Raw genomic sequence first — 17300 nt, 5'->3', positions numbered from 1 at the left:
TTCTTCCTGACGTTGCCGCCGACAACAAGCCACTGGGTGTAATGCCGCGTATCAACAAATTCGATACATTGCTGCGAAACGCCGAAACAGACGCAGCAATTCGATACAACCCCAGCCGTTGGCAAATGTTTTGTTTCAACCGTCCCTACCCCGGTGCCGCGCACCAATCAGGGGATCATCTCAGGGCATGAATGCACCACAATAGTGCAATGACGCACTATGTCTGGTCAAAAACTGATCGGCGCCCGCCGCGTCCCCGGCATCAACGGTGTCGCCGGTCGGCGTTCCCACTGCAGTCATAGCGAATTTGCGCCCTGACAGGGTTTTTTTATCCTGCGGCGGCGCGGCAGCCAAAAGATGGCACGCATATTGCTTTATTGCTCATGCGTGAATGCAACCATCAGAGGAACTGCCATGAAACTCATCATCGCCATCATCAAGCCGTTCAAGCTCGACGAAGTACGAGTAGCGCTTTCCGGGATCGGCGTACAGGGGCTGACGGTCACCGAAGTCAAGGGCTTTGGCCGTCAAAAGGGACACACAGAACTGTACCGCGGCGCGGAATACGCCGTGGACTTCTTGCCCAAGCTGCGCGTGGAAGCCGCCGTGCCGGATCACCTGGTGGACCAAGTGATCGACGTGATCGAGCAAGCCGCCCGTACCGGCAAGATCGGCGACGGCAAGATCTTTACCGCTCCGCTGGAGCAAGTCATTCGTATTCGGACAGGTGAATCCGGCGAAGCCGCCCTGTAAGCACAACAACAAAGCAAGAAGCATTGGAGCCTGAAAAATGGATAAAGCGGATATCTCCTGGATGCTGGTATCAACGCTGTTGGTACTGATGATGGCAGCGCCCGGATTGGCATTGTTTTACGGCGGCATGGTGCGCAGCAAGAATGTGCTGTCTGTCATGCTGCAAGTGTTGTGCACGTTCGCATTGGGCGTCGTGCTGTGGTTTGTTTACGGTTATTCGTTGGCCTTTACCGAGGGCAATGCCTTTTTTGGCGGACTGTCGCGCGCGTTTTTCTCGGGGATGTTCAATTCCGCAGATGGCACCTACGCCATGTCCGGCTCGTTGACCGAACTGCTGTTTGCGTCGTTCCAGGCGACGTTTGCCGGGCTGACATGCGCACTGATCGTGGGCAGTTTTGCTGAACGTGCACGCTTTTCCGCCGTGCTCGTGTTTACGGTCATCTGGTTCACCTTTGCCTATGTGCCCATTGCGCACATGGTGTGGTTCGCCTCGGAGACCGCGCCTGGTTTGCTCAATGCCCGCCAAGCATTGGATTTCGCCGGCGGCACGGTGGTGCATATCAACGCGGGGATCGCCGGTCTGGTTGGTGCGTATGTCATCGGCAAACGCGTGGGTTATGGCCGCGAAGCAATGCAACCCCATAACCTGCCCATGACCTTCATCGGCGCCGCCCTGCTGTGGGTGGGTTGGTTCGGGTTCAATGGTGGCTCGGCACTGGCCGCAAACGAAGGCGCTACGCTGGCATTCTTTAACACCATGATTGCGACCGCTGGCGCGATTCTGGCCTGGCTGTTCACCGAATGGGCAATCAAGGGCAAGCCTTCGATGCTGGGTGCTGCTTCTGGCGCTATCGCAGGCCTGGTGGGTATTACGCCGGCAGCGGGTTTCGTCGGCCCGGGCGGCGCGCTCATCATCGGCGTGCTGGCTGGCATTGTCTGCGTATGGGGTGTCAATGGCCTGAAGCGCATGTTGCGTGCAGATGACTCGCTGGATGTGTTCGGCGTGCACGGCGTCGGCGGTATCGTCGGTGCGCTGCTGACCGGTGTGTTCAATGCCAAGGCGCTCGGCGGTCTCGGTGCCGGCACCGGCGAGGTGATGTCTCAGCTCTGGGTGCAGTTGGAAGGCGTGCTGTTGACCATTGTGTGGTCGGGCGTGGTGGCATGGGTGGCCTACAAGATCGCCAACATGCTCTGCGGTGTCCGTGTACCGGAAGACCAGGAGCGCGAAGGCCTGGACGTAACCAGCCACGGCGAATCGGCATACCACAGTTAAAAGGAAGGGGCTGACGCCGCGCTGAATATGGCGGCAAACGGTCTCCCCAAGGGGAAAAGCCACCGATGTGAAAGCATCGGTGGTTTTTTATTTGCGTCAGTATTTAGCCCGCTATTACCTATCCTCGATCAAATCTGCCTAGACTGCTCTCCATACCGCAATGGCAAAGCGCATTGCTCACCACAAAAATGACTGGAGACCTGCATCATGGCAAAACTGATTCACACGATGGTGCGTGTGCGCGATCTCGACAAATCGCTGGCGTTCTATCAAACCGCATTTGGGCTCGAGCCCAGCTATCGACTGGATTTTGACAGTTTCTCGCTCGTGTATTTACGCAATAGCGAAAGCGAAACGGAAATCGAACTCACGTGGAACAAGGGCAAAAGCGAACCGTATACGCACGGCGATGGATACGGACATGTCGCCTTTGTGGTGGACGATGCCGTCCACGAGCGCGAACGCCTGACTGCACTGGGATTCACCCCCAATGACCTCAAAGAATTCTTCGCCGCAGACGGCGCATTGATCGCGCGCTATTTCTTCGTTCAAGACCCTGACAATTACAAGATCGAAGTGCTCGAACGCCACGGGCACTATCAGTAGCTCAACGATGCCAGGCTATGGCAATACCCGAGCCCGTGACCAAGAAAAGCCTGCTCAAGGCTACGATAAGGAGACACACATGCAATCCAAACACATCGCTCTCGCCCTTGAGCGAGAGCCGTCACCCGCCACAGAAAAGTCCTGTATTTCGCTCACACGCCGAGCCCTGTTGAAAGGCACGGGCGTGTTATTTGGCACATTGGCGATGTCGTCCGCGCTGACCCTCATCGCACCGAGCCGGGCCTGGGCCTTGGAATTAAAAAGCCTCGATGAGCATCAGGGAAAGGTCCTGCTTGCATTGATCAAGCGCATCTATCCTCACACCACATTGGATGACGCCGTGTATGCACTCGTCGTCAAAGACCTTGACGGCAAAGCTGCGGGTGCTGCCGCGGTACGGGATCAACTGGCCGAGGGTATACGCAAACTCGATACGCAGGCAGGTGGTGATTGGTCCACTCGTGCTGTCGTCGACCAGGACCGTGACGTGGCCGCGTTGGCGGACACGCCATTTTTCCAGACCGTACGTTCGACAGCAGTGGTCTCGCTTTACTCCAATGCGCTGGCTTATGCCCATTTCGGTTATGGCGCACAGGCGGGAGATGGCGGCTATCTATACAAGGGATTCAATGATCTGGCGTGGCTGCCGAATCCCCCGGAACAAGACAGCGGCCCTATCCCGGCAAACTAATTAGAACGAGGAGACAGACATGGCGAACACAAATACTCCAGAACAGCCCGGCAAAAAATTTTCCCTCGACGATGATCATGTCGTCGTAGTGATCGGCTCGGGCGCAGGCGGCGGAACATTGGCCAATGAGCTCGCGCAGAAAGGCGTAGACGTCGTCATCCTCGAAGCCGGAAAATTGCATACGCAAGCGGATTTTCTGGCTGATGAATGGGCGTCGTTTCAGCAATTGTCGTGGCTCGACCCGCGTACTGCATCTGGCTCGTGGCGTATCGCGAAAGATTTTCCCAACCTGCCTGCATGGATCTGTAAAACCGTCGGAGGCACATCGGTGCACTGGGCCGGCGCCAGTCTGCGTATTCAGCCGTATGAATTCAAGGCGCTGACGACATATGGAAAAGTCGATGGTGCGACATTACTCGACTGGCCGATCACGCGCGAGGATCTGGATCCCTATTACACTCGTGCCGAGAAGAAACTCGGTGTGACCCGTACGAATGGCTTGCCAGGCTTGCCGGGCAACAACAATTTCAAAATATTCCACGAAGGCGCCACCAAGATAGGCTACAAGCATGTCAGCACGGGCCACATGGCGATCAATAGCGTGGCCAACGATGATCGGGCTCACTGCTATCAGCGCGGGTTCTGTTTTCAAGGCTGTCGATTCGGCGCGAAATGGTCCACCTTGTATACGGAGCTGCCACGCGCGATTGAAACCGGGCATGCGGAATTGCGTACCGAGGCACATGTGGCGCGTATCGAACATGATGAGGCGGGCAAGGTCAATGCCGTGCTGTACTACGACTCCAAAGGAGCGCTTCAACGGCAAAAAGCCCGTGCGGTTGCGGTCGCAGGTAACTCCATCGAGACGCCCCGTCTGTTACTGAACTCGCACTCGGCGAAGTTTGCCAATGGACTGGCAAACAGCTCGGATCAGGTGGGCCGCAACTACATGCGGCATACGACTGGTTCGGTCTATGCCACGTTTGCAAATAAAGTCGACATGTACAAGGGCACGGTGATGGCCGGCATCGTCGAGGACGAGGCGCGCCACGACACGTCGCGCGGGTTTGCAGGCGGTTATCACATGGAGACGATATCTCTAGGATTGTCGTTTTACGCGGCGTTTCTAGATCCGGGCGCATGGGGTGCGAAATTCGCGGATGCGATGGATCAGTATGCGCACACTGCGGGACTATGGATCGTGGGCGAAGACATGCCCCAGGCCTCCAACCGAATTACCTTGAACTCCGAGCTGAAGGACCAATACGGCCTGCCGACCGCAGACGTACATTTCGACGACCATCCAAACGATGTTGCCATGCGCGAACATGGCTTCAAACAATCCGAGGCATTGTATAAAGCGGTGGGGGCCAAGGATACCTATCGTGTACCGCCCTATCCTTCCACGCATAATCTCGGCACGGCACGGATGAGCGACAAACCCGAAGACGGTGTCGTGAACAAGCATGGCCAAGCGCATGACATCCGCAATCTATTTATTTCGGACGGCAGTCAATTCACAACGGGTGGAGCGGAAAATCCCACGCTGACTATCGTATCGTTGGCAATTCGCCAAGCGGATTACATTGCTGAACAGATGAAGCACGGAGCGATCTAAAGTCTTGAGGCCATCACAGAGAGGGGGCGCCCGAGCGCGCCAGCCGGCAGCACGGACGCCGATTGCCGTCCCGGCACCGGGAACCGCGGAATCGGCGTAACATCAATGCGGCAAGCCCGGCGCTCGACCGGGTCCCGCTTTTTCAAGATAGGAGGACAATCGTGTGCCAGATCTATGTAAATACGGATCCGATTCTTTACGAATCCCGCACGCGTTCGTTACGCATTCACGGCGTGGTGACGACGGTCCGATTGGAAAATCTGTTCTGGAACGTCTTGCAGGAAATCGCGGAACGCGAAGACCTGACGACGAGTCAGTTTGCGATCAAATTGCATGATGAATTGCTCGCTCGCCACGGGGATATGCCGATGAGCTTTGCGTCGTTTTTGCGTGTTTGCTGTCTACGATATTTATCGCAGAAGAACACCGATCTCACGCCTTTATGCGATGGGCGTGATGCGACGCGGTTTCAGCCGGTATTGGCGCATGCGCGGTGACGCGCCCTTGAACCGCTGGCCGCCTCAGCTTTTGCGCGGCGCCGGCTGCGGTGGTGCGATACTGGCATCTATCAAACGGCTGGCAACTTCGGGCAGATAGCGCGCCGGTCCGCCCTCGCCGAATATCTGGCCAGACACAAACGCCCCCTCCAGCAGTAACATCAATCCGTCGGCCAGGACATCCGGATCCGCGGCCCCCATGTCCACCGCGAGTTCCACCATACGCGCACGCAGATCAGCCTTGTGCCTCACAGCGACTTGATGCGCAGGATGATCGGGCTCGGGATACTCGACGACGGCGTTGGTCAAGCCGCAACCGCGATAACGTGTGGTGGCCACAGGCAGGCTGCTCTCGTCTCGCGCGACGCGATCCGAGGTCGGCGCTACGGGTCTGCCCGCCGAGCGTTGAGCCAGGCCTTCGAAATACACCATCAACGCAGCACGCGGGTCATCGGGGTGCAGGGGCGCTCCCTCATTGAACTTGGCCCAGAACTCGACTTCGTAGTCGCGCAAATACGACGCTGCCAATTCGTCTTTCGACGAAAAACTGCGATACAGACTGGGCTTGGTCACACCCGCCTCGGCCACCAAGGCGTCCACACCCACCGCGCGAATGCCATCCTCATAGAACATGCGGCGCGCGGTCTCGCGAATACGCTCGGACGCCAGCTTGGGGGGCGCCGATTGGGGGGACAACTCAGCCGCGGCAGAGGAAGCAGTTTTACGGGTCATGGCGATACTCCTGACATCGGATCAATATTTTTTACTTGACGATGTTACTGACCGGTACGTAGCATACGAGTTCCCGATACGTACCAGTCAGTAACATGAGTATATCCCAGCTCCCTCGCCCCTTTCAGCACTATGGGCAACGCTACGCCTTTGTGGTGGTTGCCGTCATCTTTCTATCCCTATTAGTCTCGGCTGGCCTGCGCTCTACCCCGAGCGTGTTGCTCATCCCGTTGGAGGAAAACTTTGGGTGGACCCGCGCCACTACCTCATTGTCGGCCGCCGTGGGGATCTTTCTGTATGGCCTGGTGGGGCCGTTCGCTGCGGCAGCGATGGAACGGTTTGGCGTGCGCCGTGTGTTGGTCGCTGCATTGAGCTTGATGGCGATATCTACAGGGCTGAGCAGCTTCATGACCGAACCCTGGCATTTGTTACTGAGCTGGGGTGTGTTCTCCGGTATTGGCTCGGGCGCGGTGGCGGTGGTGTTGGGTGCGACGGTGGTCAACCGCTGGTTCGCTTCACGCCGTGGCCTGATGATGGGATTGCTGACCGCCAGTACGGCGACCGGGACATTGCTGTTTTTGCCCGGTCTGGCCGCCCTGGCCTCGTCTGGCGACTGGCGGCGTGCGGTGTGGGCGGTGACTGCGGCGACAGCAGCATTGGTGCCGCTGGCTTGGTGGCTAGTGCGTGACCGGCCGGCCAGCGTGGGCCTGACGCCCTATGGTTCTGCGCCCGATACGCCATTGGCGGCACCGGCACCGCGCACCGGTTTACTGGCCGCGACATTCGGTGCGTTGAATCGTGCGATTCGCACACGCACATTCTGGTATTTGTTCGCAACGTTTTTCGTCTGCGGCTTTACGACGAATGGTCTCGTGGGCACGCATCTGATCGCGCTGTGCGGCGACCATGGCATTCCCGAGGTGCGTGCCGCAGGACTATTGGCCGTCATGGGGATTTTTGATCTGATCGGCACGACGGCGTCCGGATGGCTGACGGATCGCTATGATCCGCGCAAGCTGCTGTTTGTTTACTACGGGCTGCGCGGATTGGCGCTGATGTATCTGCCCTATTCCGATTTCTCGTTCTACAGTCTGTCGATTTTTGCGATATTTTTCGGTCTGGATTGGATCGCGACCGTCCCGCCCACATTGCGCCTGACCACCGAGGCGTTCGGTGAACGCGATGCGCCGATCGTATTTGGCTGGATCGTCGCGGGCCATCAAGTCGGCGCTGCGTCGGCGGCATGGATGGCGGGCTATATCCGCGACACGCAAGGCAGCTATCTGGTGGCGTTTGTGTTGGCAGGAGCGACCGGCATCATCGCGGCCATCCTGGCGCTGATGATTCGGCGCTCGGGCAGAGCGCCCGAGCCGATTCCGCTGGCAGCAACCTGAGCTGAGATTAATAGCGATACTTCAACGCCAGATTTCCCCCTGTCTCGTGATATCCCGAGTTGCCTTGATTGCGGAACAAGGCAACATCGAGTGAGACACGCTGATTGATGTCGCCCTCTACGCCCAATTTCAATTGACCCGTGTTGCGCCCGCCATGCATCTCGGCGCCCACACCATTCATACGCACCGCGTAGTTTTTGCTGGAGCGCAGCCAGTTGAGCTCGAGGTGCGGTGTGATGGTCGAGGTCAAGCCGCTGGGGATGTGTGCGGCCGCCCGTAAACCAACGACTGTCTGCGTACGGCCACGATTCAGGAAGTGGACACGCGTACCGTTCGCCTCCTGCAGATTAGCGGAGCGTACGTTCTGATAAATGATCTGCGCGTGGGGCTGCAGCACGTACTTTACGTTATTCCGTTCGGCGATCTTGGCGTTGTAGCCGAGTTCTGCCGACGCCGTGACGCCTTTTGAGGTGTATTTTTCGAGCGGCAAGTCATCGCCCTTGACCTTGTTGTTGAAGCGGTTCCATAGCACCCAGCTGTCCAGGTATATCCCGCTCTGGATATCGGCGTTTTGCTGATAGGTGCCATAGATCCCCACGCTGTGACCGTCCACCTTGCCGTGACTCGAATAGCCCGACACACGCGATGTCGTGTGTCCATGGTACTGTCCGTATCCGCCCATGACACCGAGGGTGATCTGATCGAGCAGGTTGGTCGAGCTCGCCAGCATATCGATGCCTAGCATCGCCATGTTTTTGTCACCCCGGATACGCAGTTGCCCCGAGGCGTCATTGAGGTGATTGCGCGAGCCGTTGTACCGCACCCATACGCTGCCATGATGGCCGGGGGCCTCGCCCTGGTAGTAGCTGCTGAGCCGGTCGTTCAGGTTCATCTGAAACATGGTGTTGGCTGCCAGGGCATTGCTGTTGTAGGAGCCTGCCTCGGGGCGGATGACTTTGGTACGTGGCGCTAGAGGTGCCCGGATGATGAGGGCATTCTCGTTTGTGGTGTCGGGCTTTGAGTCTGATGAATTACCAGGATCAGCCGCAGCGCTCTGTTCGTCCGAGGGAGGTCGTTCGGAGATCTGCTTGGGAGACGTGCGGCCCTCTGAACTGGATGAGTCGCCTGCGGATCCGTCTGATTGATCCTTATTTTCCGACGTATCACTCACCAGGTACCAGTCCTTCCTTGAGCCGGAGGCTGGGTCGCGATCATCTCGTCGTGCCAGACGGTACTCATAGGACCCCGCCACGGCGCGCCCCGCCAGGGTGAACTCCGCCGCTGAATCCCCGCGTACGGTAATCAGCTTGATAACGCCCCGAGCGTAATCAATATCGGCGCCGCTACCCAAATTGATAATTCTGACTTGGGATTCGCCGCTGCTATTTCCCATGATTACCAATTTGTCGTGAGCCATGCTGCGCGACGGGGAGATCAACTTCACCAAACGAGCACGCTCGTCAATTGCCATATGCACGACACTCCCTTTCTCCCCATGGTAATCCCCCTGCACATAGAGCGTACTGCCGGCTCCGCTTGGCAAATTATGAATCCATACGTCCCCATGGACGGCGAGATTGCCTTTAATAACGAAACTTTCTGCCTGATATTTTGTTCTCGCCGCTAACGAGCCGACCTGCAACGACCCTCCGCGCTCTATCAGAATGTGCTGATCCCGCTGCCGTCCAGGCCCATAGTCGGGTGCAGCCACGCCGTTCCCTAGTAACGACGCCTCATTTTGTACCGTGATCCGCTTTGCAGCGATGCGGCTATCGTCCACCTGTAGTGCGCCCGCTTTGACGATGATTTCTCCGTTGAAGTCGTTGTCATGCATGGTCAGTGGCCTGGAAGCGTCCCCGCCCCTGGTGATCAATTTGCTGAGGCTATCTCCGACAACGTGCACTTCGTCGAACGAGAAATCATCGCGCGTACGCATACCGTCACGGACGATCACGGTTTGAGAGCCGAACAAAACCTTGGGTCGTTTTAAGGTAACCCAGTCAGACCAAGACTGCTCTTCACTGTGTAGCTCAGAAAAAGGAACCACATGAGACCGGCGGACATCATTACCGACATGCGGACCCATCACGGATTGTGCGGCGCAGGGCAGAGACAACGATGCCAGCAATACGTACGACGCGGCCACTGCGGATGGCTTTGGTCGGCGCTTACGCATTGCCGGGGACACCACCCATCCGCGGACACTCGAGTTCCGTTTGAGTTTGCAGATCGTGATCATTAGCTCGCTCCCTCTCAGTTAGATGACGCGAACCATTGAGCCACGACGTTTCGAAAACCGTGGGAATGTGCCGACTCAAGCCCAGAAATGAGACGAACTGACAGTGCCAGCCCACTCATTGCAACCACGGCGCACGGCAACAAACGCCCCATCGCCGCGGCAAGCGCAGCCCATCTATCCAAATTCGTAGCGCAGCCCTGCCGAAATCGCCTTGCTGTTCACACCATGATGGTCGAGCTGCATATCGACATTGATGAACCAGTCGAGATGGGAGGAGTCCTGCCGCGTGACAACGCCGAAACCCAGCCAACCGCTATGTCGCGGCAGCCCGATCCCCTGCAGCGTGAACCTGGCATCGGGCGCACCGTTGAACGCCGCGGAAAACCTCAGGCTGCCCGGATTGCCGTAGCGATAAGCAGCGGACCCCGTGAATGTCGTCTCACCAGCCGTCCATCGCATCGGCCCGGATTGATGTCGCATGCCGAACAATGCCGCGCCTTGTTCATACGAGGCGTGTCGGGCGCTCAATCCAAACTGGCTGCCGGTTTCATGAAAAGCGCCGCGATGCAGACGGCTGTATTCGATGCCTGCGAAAGGCGTGTAGGTCGATGATCCCGCGGACAGAACATAGCCCAGCTCTGCGTAGGCGGACGTCATACCGTCATGACGGTTGCTGGCGATATGCTCGCTCTGCCCAATCATGATGTCGCGTGAAACGTCGGTATGAATCCAATCGTGACCCAGGCGGCCAACCAGATAATTTCCCGTAGCTCCGCCATGGCGGCCATAGACAGAAAGCCCTACGCTGCGCCCCTTGGAACGTCCGCCTGGTCCATCAAATACCGCATTCGCCTGCGACCATGAGAATGCCGCGCCGATGATCGTATGCGGGTTCAAGCGATAGTCGGCCCCGAGCTGCGCGCCAAACAGATGCGTATCGGCGCTGGCATAACCCGATTGCTGCAGTTTGCCATCGGCGCCCAGCATGTTGATCCATAGTCCGCCGCCGTCGTGCGTACGACTCAACGCATCGACACGGTTGGACAATGCGCGATTGACAATCTGCGCTTGCTGAAAACTCAATGCTTGGGACGAGGCGTAGACCTCGCCCGTGAGACTATTCAATGTGATTTCAAAGGTTTCCGTGGAATCGATGTGTTGCAGTATCGCTGCCTGCGATATGAACGCATCGCTCACATCGACGGACTCGCCTTGCAACTTGCGATCTACTGCTGCAAATGATGTCTCGACGGCAAGCGCACTGGCGTGCAATACGCGCCCCTCAGCGAACGACGCCCGCGCCGCGGTAGCAACGTTATATCTGTCGATCAGCACATCGATCTGTTCGGAACCATACCTCACCGTGGCCTGGTACAAGCCATCTATCGCGACAGCGCCAAACTCGCCAATGATTTCGCCCGCACGCATTAACATTCGGGCCGCCGTTGATATGTAGATCTGACTAGGCGACAAAATATGCAAGCTCGAGTCGCCGATATACGCCCGCCCGTCAATTTCGAATACGGCGTCGACGGGTATATAGACGCGCCGCGTCCGTCCCATCTCGATGTAATCGCCTTGCACGTGCAAGCCCTTTCCCTCGAGATACACCTTTCCGGCATTCACGAAATCCCCGCCGATCCTGCCTCCGTTGCTGATGAGTATGGCCCCCTGAGAAAGAGACAGCCAACCTGCAACGCTGCCATGGAGTTCCAGAATTCCGTCCAAAACTTGCGTGCCGCCGGTGTACGTGTTTTCCCCCCATAACGCCAATCTGCCGCCGCCCTTTTTGATCAGCCCACGATCACCGGCGATATTGTTGTAAAAACCGGATGACGGTGCGGAGCTCGGGATATCGGCAATGAAATCCCCACCCAAGGTAAGCCGCGAATCAAACAAGGCCGGGCCGCGCACGGCACGATCCGGATTCAGACGCCCCCATCCATAGATTTCAGGTTTTCCAAGATCATCCGCCGTGGAAAGCAAGGTTTGCCGCAACGCGCTGTTATCCATCCAAGGGTGTGCCTCGGAAACCAACGCCGCTGTGGCCGTCACCACCGGCGCGGCCAATGACGTTCCCTTGTAGTCGCCGGCGCGCCCCTCCACCGTACTGATGCACCAATTAGCGGCCTCGCCGCACGCGTTGGCATAGGAACGTAACGTCCCATCGGAATGAATCGACGTAGCGACGAGCCATCCTTTTTGCAGCGTAGGCAGCAGACCGGGAAGCAGTCCGGGGTATGAAGGGGCGGACGCTGCAGCGTTCCCGGCGCCCCAAATCATGAGGACGTCATTTATCCAAACGGCCTGGTGCAGCGTGATCTCCTCTTCACCAACGAACCTCTTTAACAAAGTCGCCTCGTCGGCATTGCCTAGTTCTCGAATCCCGTCGTGACCACGACCAGTCAACACCCAAGAATGATTGATGATAGTGACATCGTTGGCGAATAATTTCTTATATGTGGTACGGGCGTCGGTCACGTATAGACGACTGCCTTGAGCAATACCCTGAGCGTATTCATCTCCGAGGGGTTTGCCTGCTACGATGCGGGCGACTATCGCACCATGAACGGACGGGTCGCCAATCTTTCTAATCGGTAGATTCTCGTGTATCACTCCGCTCAACGCCAGCCAATGCGGGGAGTCTCGCAGCGTATCGAAACCAAAATCGGATATCCCAACCTTGACTCCCTCTCCGGTGAAATCCGACGCATAAACGGGAGGCGGCGTAATGGTGCCTTTAAGCGGCCAATCAGGAACCGAGAAGGAAGGTAGGCGCAGCTCGCTAACCTCATCGAGGTCCACCCGCCATACAACTCTGTTGTTTCCATCAAGAAAAACACGAGTTTTTTGTCTAAGCTTGTCGCTGGAAGGCTGCGCCCGCACCGTATTGAACACCATCGCCAATACGCATACCGATACCACTATCGTCGACGTATATCTGAACGCGAAGGTAGCGTTTCTTGAACTCATTCCCCATGCCGCCGAGCGTATTGCTATGGGCGTGATTGTGGTCAATACCGCATCCGGTCAATAGCAAAAGGGGTTCACGAGGCAAGAATTCGGACGAGTAGAAACAACGAGGCCGATCGTGCGCAATCGGCGATGAGGTTATCCCCCCTTTATCGGGCGCGGGGCACGCACGATGGCACAGCTCACGATGCCGCGGCCGGCGTCGTACGCACTGTCCGCATATGATAGGACTTGCGCCCCTTCAGATGACCACGGATCAAGGACTCCGCCTCTTCCCCATCGCGCCGCAGCAGGGCGCCCACAAATGCCTCGTGGTCGTTCATCGCCTTGGTCCATTCGTCCAGATCGAAGTTTGAGCGATATCGCAGTGCCTGGACTTGCAGATTGAACCGGTCATAGGCATGCGTCAGCGCAGGATTGTGCGCTGCGCGATTGATCGCGATGTGCGTGCCCATGCTGGTGGCGTAATAGGCACGGATGTCCCGGTTGTTGTAGTGGTCGCGGGTCTGCTCGTGCAACTGCGCGATGTGCGCGAGTTCTTCGTCCGTGGCCCGCTCGGCCGCACTGCGGGCGGCCAAGCCTTCCAGTACCGCCAATACATCGAAGATATTCGCAACGTCGTCGGCAGACAGCTCGATCACCATGGCGCCGCGCTTGGGCTGCAGGGTCAACAACCCGTCAGAAGCCAGCATCCGATAGGCTTCGCGCAGCGGCGTACGCGAAATTTTCAGGCGGTCGCACAAGTCCCGCTCGTTGAGCCAGGTGCCCGGCTTGAGCGTGCCATCGATGATCAATTGGCGCAGCCGTTCAGCCACGACGGCCGGCAAAGTGGGATGGTGAATGGCCAAATCCAGGGGAGATTGGTCAGAAACCGAAGCTTCAGCGTTAGCCATGGGTTGTTCGCACGTCCTAAATCGTCTATTGTTGTATCTGGTATACCAAACACCAAAGGAATACCAAGCCTGTACCAATCATAGAGCAAGCAATGCCCGGACAGGCTCACTTACCGAGGAGACATACCCTATGCATACCCCCGTTCGTGCCTGGGCCCGCGCCCTGGCGATCACCACGCTGATTTCCGCCGGCGCCCCTGCTCTAGCCCAGGACGCGTCGAAATGGCCTGAACGGCCGATCCGCCTGGTTGTCGGGTTTGTACCCGGCGGCGGCACCGATGTATCGGCGCGCATTCTGTCGGCGAAACTTTCCAGCGTTCTAGGCCAACAGATCGTCGTGGAAAACAAACCGGGCGCCTCGGGCTTGATCGCGTCCGATTATGTGGCCAAGGCGGATCCCGACGGCTATACCCTGATGCTGGCCAATATGCAGTCGACGGTGTCCGCACCCTATGTGGTCCAGTCGGATATCGATCCGATCAGGGATTTCACCGCCGTGCGCTACATCGGGTCGGTGCCGAATGTGTTGGTGATCAACCCCACCAAGCACGACTACAAGACGGTACAGGATCTGATCGACGACGCCAAGGCTCATCCCAAACAACTGCTATACGCCTCATCCGGCCAGGGCAGCCCGCAACATCTGAGCGCCGCGCGGTTCTCGCAAATTGCCGGCGTGGAGATGGAACACGTGCCGTACAAGGGCAGCGGCCAGGCGATGACGGACCTGCTGGGCGGCAATGTGGACATGAATTTCGATACGCTGCCAGGCGCGATCGGCCAGGTCCAGGCCGGCAAATTGCGCCCGCTGGCGGTCACCAGCGCGAAGCGCAGCAAGCGTTTGCCTGAGGTCCCCACCCTGGCTGAAGCCGGCATCAAGGGAATGGACATCATCCAATGGTATGCCTTGCTGGCGCCTGCCAAATTACCCAAACCGATCCTGGACAAGCTTGACCAAGCCATGGCACAGACACTGGCCGATCCTGATATCCAGGCGAAACTGGCCGACCAAGGCATGGAGTTGGGCGACGGCCCCGAGACGCCGGCCGAGTTCGCCAGCTACATCAAGGACGAATGGAGCAAATACGGAAAAATCACCAGCAGCCTGGGCTTGAGCAAGCAGTAGACCCTGCCGGCGCAGCTCGATGGCTGCCAGCCTTAGATGCCATACGCAACATTTTTGACTGATCCTGCAGCCTGGCGGCTGCGCCCTTTTCCCCACCCGGTATCAATATCGAGCCCGATCGGAGAACCCATGAACACAACTTCCACCACCAACGCCGCCGGCGAATCGCTGGTCCAGGTGCAACGCGATGGCGGCATCGTGACCGTCGTCCTGAATCGTCCCGAGAAGCTCAATGCCTTCACCATCGATGGCTGGCGATTGCTGGGCGATACCTTTCTGGAACTGAATGAAGATGACAGCGTACGCTGCATCGTATTGCGCGGCGCTGGGGAAAAATCCTTTTCGCCCGGCAACGACATCAGCGAATTCGAAACCTCGCGCAGCAACAAAAAACAAGCCGTCGCGTACGGGGCTGTCATGCGCCGCACGATCGAATCACTGGCGAACTGCCGTCATCCGATCGTGGCCCAGATTCACGGGATTTGCGTGGGCGGCGGGCTGGAAATCGCCAGCCTGGCCGACATCCGCATCTGCGGCGAGAGCTCGCGTTTTGGCGTGCCGATCAAGAATCTCGGCTTGGTGATGTCATACTCGGAACTGTCGCCCCTGGTACGTCTGGTGGGGCCCACGGTAGCGTTGCAGGTACTGCTGGAAGGCACGATTTTCGACGCCAGCGAGGCCCTGCGGCTGGGCGTCGTCACGCGGGTAGCAGCGGACGATCAGGTCGCCGCCGAAGTCCAGGCAACCGCACGCCGCGTCGCTGAAGGCGCGCCGCTGGTAGCGCGTTGGCACAAGAAATTCGTCCGCAATCTGATGGCGGGCACGCCATTGACCGATGCCGATCGCGACGAGGCTTTCGATTGTTTTGATACGGAAGACTTCCGCACCGGCTATCGCGCGTTTTTGGCGAAAGAAAAACCCCAGTTCAACGGACGCTGATCCCGTTTCAGGAAACACTATGGAAAAGCACGCATCCAATCCCTCCTCCGCGACCGGCGCTGCGAAAGGCGCGCTGGCAGGCATGCGCGTGATCGAGCTGTCACAGATCATGGCGGGCCCCACCTGCGGCATGATGTTGGCCGACTTGGGCGCAGACGTGATCAAGGTCGAAAAAATCAACGGCGGCGACGATTCGCGGCAGTATCGCGACCCGCAGATCAATGGGATCTCGGCGCCGTATTTGATGTTGAACCGGAACAAACGCGCCATCGCGCTGGACCTGAAACATCCCGAGGGCAAGAAAGTCCTGCTGCGCATGATCCGCGATGCCGATGTGGTGACGGAGAATTTTCGCAAAGGCACGATGGAGAAGCTGGGTCTGGGCTACGAGACGCTGCGCAAGGAAAATCCGGGCCTGATTTACTGCGCAGTATCGGGCTATGGCCTGTCGGGTCCCTATGCGGACAAGGGTGGCTTTGATCTGGTCGCGCAGGGTTTCTCGGGCTTGATGGCCATCACCGGCGAACCTGGCGGGCCGCCGCTGCGTACGGGGAATTCGGTGGCCGATATCAATGCGGGCTTGTTAGCGGCATTTGGCGTGTTGGCGGCATATCAACACAAACAACGCACAGGCGAAGGCCAGATCGTCGAGACCTCGTTGCTGGAGGCTAGCCTGCAGCAGTTGTATTGGCATGCCGCGATTTATTTTGGCAGCGGCGTATCGCCTGGACCTACCGGGTCGGCGCACGTCTTGAGCGCACCGTACCAGGCGTTTCCGACAGGAACAGACTGGATCATCATCGGCGGGGCGAACGAAAAGAACTGGCAGCGTATTGCCGCCGCGTTGGGCAAACCTGAATGGGCCGAGGATCCGCGCTTTGCACGCAACCGGGACCGGATGAACAATCGCGATGAGCTTGTCGAAAGTATGTCCGCTATCTTGAAAACCCGCAGTGCGCAGGAATGGCTGGATATTTTCGATGAAGCTGGCGTACCGGCCGGGCCCGTGCATTCCATCGCACAAGCGCTGTCGCATCCGCAGACATTGGCGCGCGGCATGGTGGTGGAACAGGAACACTCCGTCGCGGGCACGGTGCGTACTGTGGGGATGCCGGTCAAGTTGTCGGCCACGCCGGCGCAGTACCATCGGCCTGCTCCGCAGCTGGGTGAGGACACGGTCGCTATTCTGGGGGAGTTTGGCTATAGCGAGTCTGAGATTGATGATTTGATCAATGCAGGAGTCGTGGCGGCGATTGATCGTGAGGGTGCGACGGCTTAGACGAGCGCCGTGCGTGACATTATGTCAACGTGACTCGAGAGATCTTTTGCCCAGCAACGGTGCCACAGCCTCTGCATGCAAATCCCGAACGCGATGAGCGGGTGTGCAGGGCACCCGCTCATCGCAGCCCTGCAAGATCCTTCTCTTCACCCAGGCTGATTCAGAAAAACGCCAAGCAAGAAAGTCATGCCAGCGATGTGATGAGCTTGAGTTACTGCGAGTCGATGCGGGGCAGTGGCTGCGTGGGGGCGCCTCGTNGNCGAGCGGAGTGGATGTCGAAGGGAGCG

General features: G+C 58.1%; 15 protein-coding genes. 11 read left to right on the top strand and 4 right to left on the bottom strand.

The window, feature by feature from the left end; genetic code table 11:
* Positions 1 to 414: 414 nt before the first annotated feature.
* From glnK to ACNA0I_RS22455, 6 genes are all read left to right on the top strand, one after another.
* Positions 415 to 753 (top strand): P-II family nitrogen regulator, encoded by a 339-nt coding sequence (gene glnK, locus ACNA0I_RS22480; RefSeq protein ID WP_012249555.1) that lies wholly within the window; start codon positions 415 to 417, stop codon positions 751 to 753.
* 37 nt (positions 754 to 790) lie between these two features.
* Positions 791 to 2026 carry an ammonium transporter gene (gene amt / locus ACNA0I_RS22475; protein ID WP_415808252.1) on the top strand — a complete coding sequence of 412 codons (1236 nt, stop codon included), beginning with the start codon at positions 791 to 793 and terminating at the stop codon, positions 2024 to 2026.
* Between the two features lie 207 nt (positions 2027 to 2233).
* On the top strand, positions 2234 to 2632 hold the full coding sequence (locus ACNA0I_RS22470; RefSeq protein ID WP_415808251.1) for a VOC family protein: 399 nt from the start codon (positions 2234 to 2236) through the stop codon (positions 2630 to 2632).
* A 79-nt stretch (positions 2633 to 2711) separates the two neighbouring features.
* Positions 2712 to 3323: a tat (twin-arginine translocation) pathway signal sequence gene (locus ACNA0I_RS22465; RefSeq protein WP_415808250.1), complete on the top strand. Its 612-nt coding sequence runs from the start codon at positions 2712 to 2714 to the stop codon at positions 3321 to 3323.
* A gap of 19 nt (positions 3324 to 3342) precedes the next feature.
* Entirely contained in the window at positions 3343 to 4941 is a 1599-nt protein-coding gene (locus ACNA0I_RS22460; protein ID WP_415808249.1) for a GMC family oxidoreductase, read from the top strand.
* A gap of 161 nt (positions 4942 to 5102) precedes the next feature.
* Positions 5103 to 5438: a ribbon-helix-helix domain-containing protein gene (locus ACNA0I_RS22455; RefSeq protein ID WP_094821715.1), complete on the top strand. Its 336-nt coding sequence runs from the start codon at positions 5103 to 5105 to the stop codon at positions 5436 to 5438.
* 24 nt (positions 5439 to 5462) lie between these two features.
* On the opposite strand, the gene ACNA0I_RS22450 is transcribed toward ACNA0I_RS22455, so the two are convergent.
* Positions 5463 to 6170, bottom strand: a complete 708-nt coding sequence (locus tag ACNA0I_RS22450; protein ID WP_415808247.1) for a TetR/AcrR family transcriptional regulator — start codon at positions 6168 to 6170, stop codon at positions 5463 to 5465.
* A gap of 95 nt (positions 6171 to 6265) precedes the next feature.
* Between ACNA0I_RS22450 and ACNA0I_RS22445 the strand changes: the two genes are divergently transcribed.
* Positions 6266 to 7564: an MFS transporter gene (locus ACNA0I_RS22445; RefSeq protein ID WP_415808246.1), complete on the top strand. Its 1299-nt coding sequence runs from the start codon at positions 6266 to 6268 to the stop codon at positions 7562 to 7564.
* Between the two features lie 7 nt (positions 7565 to 7571).
* Here the strand turns inward: ACNA0I_RS22445 and ACNA0I_RS22440 are convergent, their stop codons facing one another.
* On the bottom strand, positions 7572 to 9650 hold the full coding sequence (locus tag ACNA0I_RS22440; protein WP_415808245.1) for an autotransporter family protein: 2079 nt from the start codon (positions 9648 to 9650) through the stop codon (positions 7572 to 7574).
* Between the two features lie 327 nt (positions 9651 to 9977).
* Positions 9978 to 12704, bottom strand: a complete 2727-nt coding sequence (locus ACNA0I_RS22435) for an autotransporter domain-containing protein (RefSeq protein ID WP_415808295.1) — start codon at positions 12702 to 12704, stop codon at positions 9978 to 9980.
* Here ACNA0I_RS22435 and ACNA0I_RS22430 point away from each other — a divergent pair.
* A complete protein-coding gene (locus tag ACNA0I_RS22430) occupies positions 12664 to 12840 on the top strand; it encodes a hypothetical protein (protein WP_415808296.1) in 177 nt (58 codons plus the stop codon). The genes ACNA0I_RS22435 and ACNA0I_RS22430 overlap by 41 nt on opposite strands.
* Positions 12841 to 12958: 118 nt before the next feature.
* Here ACNA0I_RS22430 and ACNA0I_RS22425 read toward each other — a convergent pair whose 3' ends face one another.
* Positions 12959 to 13669: a GntR family transcriptional regulator gene (locus tag ACNA0I_RS22425; RefSeq protein WP_415808244.1), complete on the bottom strand. Its 711-nt coding sequence runs from the start codon at positions 13667 to 13669 to the stop codon at positions 12959 to 12961.
* A gap of 130 nt (positions 13670 to 13799) precedes the next feature.
* Between ACNA0I_RS22425 and ACNA0I_RS22420 the strand changes: the two genes are divergently transcribed.
* The 3 genes from ACNA0I_RS22420 (at position 13800) to ACNA0I_RS22410 (ending at position 17013) form a co-directional block, all read left to right on the top strand.
* Positions 13800 to 14795 (top strand): Bug family tripartite tricarboxylate transporter substrate binding protein, encoded by a 996-nt coding sequence (locus ACNA0I_RS22420; RefSeq protein ID WP_415808243.1) that lies wholly within the window; start codon positions 13800 to 13802, stop codon positions 14793 to 14795.
* A gap of 129 nt (positions 14796 to 14924) precedes the next feature.
* Complete coding sequence (locus ACNA0I_RS22415; protein ID WP_415808242.1) at positions 14925 to 15734, top strand: enoyl-CoA hydratase/isomerase family protein; 810 nt, start codon at positions 14925 to 14927, stop codon at positions 15732 to 15734.
* Between the two features lie 19 nt (positions 15735 to 15753).
* A complete protein-coding gene (locus tag ACNA0I_RS22410) occupies positions 15754 to 17013 on the top strand; it encodes a CaiB/BaiF CoA transferase family protein (protein WP_415808241.1) in 1260 nt (419 codons plus the stop codon).
* Positions 17014 to 17300 lie beyond the last annotated feature (287 nt).

The organism is Bordetella muralis (genome assembly GCF_965139205.1).
In the GTDB taxonomy this organism is placed as follows: domain Bacteria; phylum Pseudomonadota; class Gammaproteobacteria; order Burkholderiales; family Burkholderiaceae_B; genus Bordetella_A; species Bordetella_A muralis.
This window is presented reverse-complemented; position numbering and strand designations above follow the sequence as displayed.